Genomic DNA, 6,462 nt, shown 5'->3' with positions numbered 1-6,462 from the left:
GTCTGGTGCTGCGTAAACGCCTGATTCTTTCCGGGCTGGTAATTCTGTTGATGTGCAGCGTGCTGCTCGATCTGGCCCTGGGCCCGGCGAGCTACAGCCTCAGCGAAGTGCTCGGCGCACTGTTTTCGCCGGACAGCGCTTCACCGCAGGTGCGCGTGGTGATGTGGGATATCCGCTTGCCGGTGGCGTTAATGGCCGTTGCCGTTGGCGCGGCGTTGTCGCTGGCCGGCGCGCAGATGCAGACGATCCTCAACAACCCGTTGGCCAGCCCGTTCACCCTGGGTATTTCCGCCGCCGCCAGCTTCGGCGCGGCGTTGGGTTTGGCATTCGGCGTGGCGCTGTTCCCGCTGGCGGCRCAATTCATGGTGCCGCTGAACGCGTTCATCATGGCCATGCTGTCGGCGCTGCTGATTCACTTTCTGAGCATGCGTCGCGGCGTCACCGCCGAAACCATCGTGTTGCTCGGTATCGCGCTGGTGTTCACCTTCAATGCGCTGTTGGCGCTGGTGCAGTTCTTCGCCACTGAACAAGCCGTGGCCGCCGTGGTGTTCTGGACCATGGGCAGCCTGACCAAAGCGACGTGGCCGAAACTCGGCATTATCTGTCTGGTGATCCTGATCACCCTGCCGATATTCGCCAAACGCGCCTGGGCCCTGACCGCCCTGCGCCTGGGCGACGACAAGGCCGCCAGTTTCGGCATCAACGTACGCAGCCTGCGCTTTCAGACGCTGATCATGGTCAGCCTGCTCGCCTCGTTTCCCGTGGCGTTTGTCGGCACAATCGGTTTCATCGGGCTAGTCGGTCCGCACATCGCCCGTATGCTGATCGGCGAGGACCAGCGGTTTTTCCTGCCAGCCTCCTTGCTGACCGGCTCGTTGATTCTGTCGGCCAGCTCCGTGGTCAGCAAAACCCTGATCCCCGGCGCGATATTCCCCATCGGCGTGGTCACGTCGCTGATCGGCGTACCGTTCTTCATATCTCTGATTCTCGGCGGGAAGAAAAACTCATGGTGAAGCTGCAGCTGGAGAATCTCGGTGCCCGCTACGGCCAGCGCGAGATCATTCGTGATGTCTCGACGGCGACGTTTTTCGGCGGTCAGGTGGTCGCCGTAGTCGGGCCCAACGCTGCCGGCAAATCGACTCTGTTCAAGCGCATGGCCGGACTGATCGACGGCCCCGGACAGGTGATCTTGCAAGAGTCGAAAAGAGGCCCGACGGGCATCAGCTACATGCCCCAGGGTCTGAATGCCAGCGCCCGGTTGACGGTGTACGAGTCGGTGCTGCTGGCGCGCAAGCAACTGACGCCGGGCTGGGTCGTTCACGATGATGAATTGAAACTGGTCGATGAGATTCTCGCGGCGCTGGGCATCACCGAATTGTCCTTTCGCAACCTCGGTGAACTCAGCGGCGGTCAGCAACAGTTGGTGTCCATCGCACAAACCCTGGTGCGCGAACCGGAAATACTGCTGATGGATGAACCGACTAGCGCCCTCGACATGCATCGGCAGGTTCAGGTGCTGAACTTCATGCGCAGCCTGGCCCGAAAACGCGAGGTCATTGTGTTCATCGCCATCCACGACCTGAATCAGGCACTGCGTTTCGCCGATCAGGTTCTGGTGATTGCCGACGRCACCACGCAAGGCAGCGGCCCGAGTCACGAGGTGATTACCGAATCGATGCTGCGTAGCGTTTATAAGGTTGAGGCTCGGATTGAGCAGTGCAGTCGTGGGCAACGGCATATCGTGATTGACGATATTGTTTGATGGCTTGAATGATCACCCCGGAGCACCCGGTGTTCACGATGGTGGTACTGATTCTACAGTTTTCCACCTGAAGTCATTGAGTAGCGGGTTGCATGACCGACATCGGGTGCATCGACGTCGAACCGGGGAAGATCAGCAAAAGAATTTCGTATACCCTAGCACTATCTCACTCCAAATGACCGCCGCCGTGAACCTGACCAAACTCAACGCCCCCGACCTTGGTAACACGCCTTCGACTTCGGAAATCATCACCCGCCATCTGCGGGATGCGATTGTCGCCGGGCATTTTGCCGAGGATGAGCCGATCCGCCAGGACGACATCGCCCGCCAGTTCAATGTCAGCAAGATCCCGGTGCGCGAAGCCCTCAAGCGGCTGGAGGCCGAAGGGTTGGTGATGTTCCAGCGCAATCGCGGGGCGATGGTCACGCGGGTTTCCGATGCGGAACTGGCGCAGATGTTCGAAGTGCGGATGTTGCTGGAGGACAAGATTCTGCGCCTGGCCATTCCGAACATGACCGAAGAGACCTTCGCCCGTGCCGAGCGCATCTGTCAGGAGTTCATCGGCGAGGACGACGTGGGGCGCTGGGCCGAGCTCAACTGGGAGCTGCATTCCTGCCTGTACGAGCCGGCGCAGCGACCGTTTCTGGTGAGTCTGATCCGTTCGGTCAACGACAAGCTGGAGCGTTATCTACGCATGCAGATGAGCTTGTCGGCCGGTAAGGAACGGGCCGATCACGAACACCGCGAGATCCTGGCGGCCTGCCGCGCCGGGGATGTGGACCTGGCGGTGAAGCTTCTGGACGAGCACATTGCCGGCGTCTGCACGACCCTGTTCGAGCACCTGCCCCACACCCGCTGACAGCTGCGGATGCTGTGCCGATTTCGTCATCGACACAGACTAAATCCATCAAGCCGACACCCCGCCGCACGGGCCACTCTTGCGTTCACTCAACCGAATGGACGTGGCCCTCCCATGAAACGCATCTCTGTGATCGACTCCCACACCGGCGGCGAACCGACCCGCCTGGTGACCGCCGGCTTTCCTGACCTGGGCACCGGCAGCATGGCCGAACGGCGCAAGGTATTAGCCGAACAGCATGATCAATGGCGCGCCGCCTGTGTGCTGGAACCCCGGGGCAGCGACGTACTGGTGGGCGCCCTGCTCTGCACGCCGGTGGACCCTGGCGCCTGTGCCGGGGTGATTTTCTTCAACAACACCGGTTATCTGGGTATGTGCGGCCACGGCACCATCGGCCTGGTGGCGTCGTTGGCGCACCTGGGCAAGATCGGCCCCGGCGTGCACAGCATCGAAACGCCGGTGGGCACGGTGCAGGCAACCCTGCACGAAGACCATTCGGTGAGCGTACGCAACGTGCCGGCCTACCGTTATCGCAAGGCGCTGGCGGTGCAGGTGCCGGGCATCGGCCAAGTGGTCGGTGATATCGCTTGGGGCGGCAACTGGTTTTTCCTGATCGCCGAGCATGGCCTGCGGGTGGCTGGCGACAACCTCGACGCGCTGACCGCTTACACCTTCGCCGTGCAGCAAGCACTGGAAGCCCAAGGCATTCGCGGTGAAGACGGCGGCTTGATCGATCACGTCGAGTTGTTCGCCGATGACGATCACGCCGACAGCCGCAACTTCGTGCTCTGCCCCGGCAAAGCCTACGACCGTTCGCCCTGCGGCACCGGCACCAGTGCCAAACTGGCATGCCTGGCGGCCGACGACAAGTTGCAACCGGGGCAGGTCTGGCGCCAGGCCAGCGTCATCGGCAGCGAGTTCGAGGGTTCCTACGAACTGCAGGGTGAGCGCATCGTGCCGACCATTCGTGGTCGTGCGTTCATCAGTGCCGAGGCGAGCCTGATCATCGAACAGGACGACCCGTTCGCCTGGGGCATTCGTCCATGAACGAGGGCCAGGTGGCTGATGTGATCGTGATCGGCGCCGGCATTATCGGCGCCGCCTGTGCCCAGGCGCTGGCCCGTCGCGGCTTGCAGGTGCTGGTGCTGGACGCCGGCCTGCACGGCGCCACGGCCGCCGGCATGGGCCACTTGCTGGTACTCGACGACAACCCCGCCGAACTGGCCCTGAGTCAATATTCGTTGCAGCGCTGGCGCGAACTGGGCGCGGACCTGCCCGACAGCTGTGCCTACCGCTGCAACGGCACGCTGTGGCTGGCGGCGAATGCCGAAGAAATGGCGGTGGCCCACAGCAAATTCCTGAACCTGCAAGCCCGGGGCGTGGCTTGCGAACTGATCGGCGCCAGTGCCCTGCGCCAGCGCGAACCGGAACTGAGCGAAGGACTGGAAGGCGGCTTGCTGATCAATGGCGATGGCATTCTATACGCCCCGGCGACGGCCGGATGGATGCTCGAAACACCGAACATCCGCCAGCGCCGGGCACGGGTCAGTGCGGTCGATGGCAACCGCGTCTGCCTCGATGATGGTCACTGGTTGAGTGCCGATGCCGTGGTGTTGGCCAACGGTATTCAAGCCAACGAGCTGTGCCCGGAATTGCCCATCGAGCCGAAAAAAGGCCACTTGCTGATCACTGACCGCTACCCCGGCAGCGTCACCCACACGCTGGTGGAACTGGGTTACGTCACCAGTGCCCACAACGCCACGGGGCCGTCGACCGCCTGCAATATCCAGCCGCGCCCCACCGGGCAACTGTTCATTGGCGCCTCACGGCAATTCGGCACCACCGACCCGCAGGTCGAAGGCTGGATGCTCGCGAAAATGCTCAAGCGTGCCGCCGAGTACATGCCGGGGCTGGCCCGGCTCAACGGCATCCGTGCCTGGACCGGTTTTCGCGCCGCCAGCCCCGACGGCTTGCCGCTGGTGGGCAAACATCCACAACGGCAAGGCTTGTGGCTGGCAGTCGGTCACGAAGGACTGGGCGTAACCACGGCCCCTGGCACCGCCGATCTACTGGTGGCGCAACTGTTCAACGAAACCCCGCCACTGGCCGCACAACCTTATCTGCCCCAGCGTTTTCTCGGAGAACCGGTCTATGCCTGAATTGTTGCTGGACGGCCACATCCTGAAAGTCGCCGAAGGCACCAGCGTCGCCGCTGCCCTGGCGTTGGCCAGTGACGGCTGCACACGCACCTCGGTCAGCGGTCAGCGCCGTGCGCCGCTGTGCGGCATGGGCATTTGCCAGGAATGCCGGGTGACCATCGATGGCCGGCGTCGCCTGGCTTGCCAGACCCTGTGCCGTGACGGCATGCAGGTGGAGACTCGCCCATGAATGAATACGCTGATCTGTTGATCATTGGCRCTGGCCCTGCCGGGATGAGCGCCGCCCTTGCCGCCGCCCCCAGCGGCGCCCGCATCGTCATGCTCGACGACAACCCGCTGCCGGGCGGACAAATCTGGCGCGACGGACCTCAAGCCAACGTGCCAGGTCCGGCCCGGCGCCTGCGCGAGCGTCTGGCGTCGTGCAACAACATCCGCCATCACGCCTGTACTCGGGTGATCGCCGCCCCCGGCGCGAAACAACTGCTGGTGGAAGATGACGACCATGGCTGGTTGATCAGCTACGACAAACTGATTCTGTGCACCGGCGCCCGTGAATTGCTGCTGCCCTTCCCCGGCTGGACCCTGCCGGGTGTCAGCGGTGCGGGTGGTTTGCAGGCGCTGATCAAGGCCGGTTTGCCGGTGCAGAACGAGCGCGTGGTGATCGCCGGCAGCGGCCCGCTGTTACTGGCCAGTGCCGCCACCGCCAAACAGCATGGCGCGCAAGTGCAACGCATCGCCGAACAAGCCAGCCGCAGCGCTGTCGCCGGTTTCGCCGCGCAACTGCCGCGCTGGCCCGGCAAATGGCTGCAATCGTTCAGCCTGTTCRACCACCACTACCGCACCGCCACCCACGTATTGGCGGCGCTTGGCACCGACCGAGTGGAAGGCGTGCGCCTGCAACAACAAGGCAACATCGTCGAACTGGAATGTGATCGGCTGGCCTGTGGATTCGGGTTGATTGCGAATATCCAGTTGGGTCAGGCACTGGGTTGCGCCATCGAAGATCAAGCCATCGCGGTGGATGCCTGGCAGGCCAGCAACCGCGCCGATCATTATGCGGCGGGCGAATGCACAGGGTTCGGCGGCAGTGAGCTGGCCTTGGTGGAAGGTGCGATTGCCGGCCACGCAGCGGTCGGCAATCTGCAAGCCGCCAGGCAATTGTGGCCGCGCCGGGCGCGCTGGCAGGGTTTCGCCAAGGCGCTGAACAGCGCGTTTGCCCTCGACCCACGACTCAAGTCCCTGGCCCAACCCGACACCCTGGTATGCCGCTGCGAAGACGTGCCCTACGCGGCATTGACCGGTCACTCTGACTGGCGCGAAGCCAAACTCGCCAGTCGCTGCGGCATGGGCGCCTGCCAGGGCCGGGTGTGTGGCGGCGCAGTGCAGCATTTGTTTGGTTGGCAGCCCCCGGCACCGCGCCCACCCTTCAGCCCGGCGCGGATCGAAACCTTGATGTCCCTGGACGATACCCCGCCAGCGTGTTGACCACGCCAGGGGTTTCGGCCACGCTGCCGAGTCTCTATGATCCCGGGGGTCACCCTCAGACCCCCGGCGCCATGTATCCCTCGCTCACCACCTTTAATCCTTGCGATCTGCCGACGCTGCTGAACAGCCTTCAGCCCATCGCGCCGTTGCTCGATACCCTGTCGGACGTGGTGTTTTTCATCAAGGACTGCGAGGCC

At 63.4% G+C, this 6,462-nt stretch carries 7 protein-coding genes and 1 pseudogene; all 8 read left to right on the top strand.

Going from position 1 to position 6,462, the window contains the following annotated elements; all coding sequences use genetic code 11:
* The first annotated feature begins 2 nt into the window (after positions 1 to 2).
* Positions 3 to 1,013, top strand: a complete 1,011-nt coding sequence (locus tag ACXRVY_RS14020; protein ID WP_458237592.1) for a FecCD family ABC transporter permease — start codon at positions 3 to 5, stop codon at positions 1,011 to 1,013.
* Complete coding sequence (locus ACXRVY_RS14015; RefSeq protein ID WP_458237591.1) at positions 1,007 to 1,762, top strand: ABC transporter ATP-binding protein; 756 nt, start codon at positions 1,007 to 1,009, stop codon at positions 1,760 to 1,762. Before ACXRVY_RS14020 ends, ACXRVY_RS14015 begins: the two co-directional genes overlap by 7 nt.
* A gap of 187 nt (positions 1,763 to 1,949) precedes the next feature.
* A complete protein-coding gene (locus tag ACXRVY_RS14010; RefSeq protein ID WP_458237590.1) occupies positions 1,950 to 2,621 on the top strand; it encodes a GntR family transcriptional regulator in 672 nt (223 codons plus the stop codon).
* A gap of 114 nt (positions 2,622 to 2,735) precedes the next feature.
* Positions 2,736 to 3,668: a 4-hydroxyproline epimerase gene (locus ACXRVY_RS14005; RefSeq protein ID WP_223458061.1), complete on the top strand. Its 933-nt coding sequence runs from the start codon at positions 2,736 to 2,738 to the stop codon at positions 3,666 to 3,668.
* Entirely contained in the window at positions 3,665 to 4,780 is a 1,116-nt protein-coding gene (locus ACXRVY_RS14000; RefSeq protein ID WP_223458063.1) for an NAD(P)/FAD-dependent oxidoreductase, read from the top strand. The genes ACXRVY_RS14005 and ACXRVY_RS14000 overlap by 4 nt, the downstream gene beginning before the upstream one ends.
* Positions 4,773 to 5,009, top strand: a complete 237-nt coding sequence (locus tag ACXRVY_RS13995) for a 2Fe-2S iron-sulfur cluster-binding protein (protein WP_223458065.1) — start codon at positions 4,773 to 4,775, stop codon at positions 5,007 to 5,009. The genes ACXRVY_RS14000 and ACXRVY_RS13995 overlap by 8 nt, the downstream gene beginning before the upstream one ends.
* A complete protein-coding gene (locus tag ACXRVY_RS13990; protein WP_458237589.1) occupies positions 5,006 to 6,265 on the top strand; it encodes an FAD-dependent oxidoreductase in 1,260 nt (419 codons plus the stop codon). The genes ACXRVY_RS13995 and ACXRVY_RS13990 overlap by 4 nt, the downstream gene beginning before the upstream one ends.
* 23 nt (positions 6,266 to 6,288) lie before the next feature.
* Positions 6,289 to 6,462: pseudogene (locus ACXRVY_RS13985) on the top strand (AraC family transcriptional regulator); the annotation flags it as partial.

The organism is Pseudomonas sp. P5_A2_2, assembly GCF_054177685.1.
This window is presented reverse-complemented; position numbering and strand designations above follow the sequence as displayed.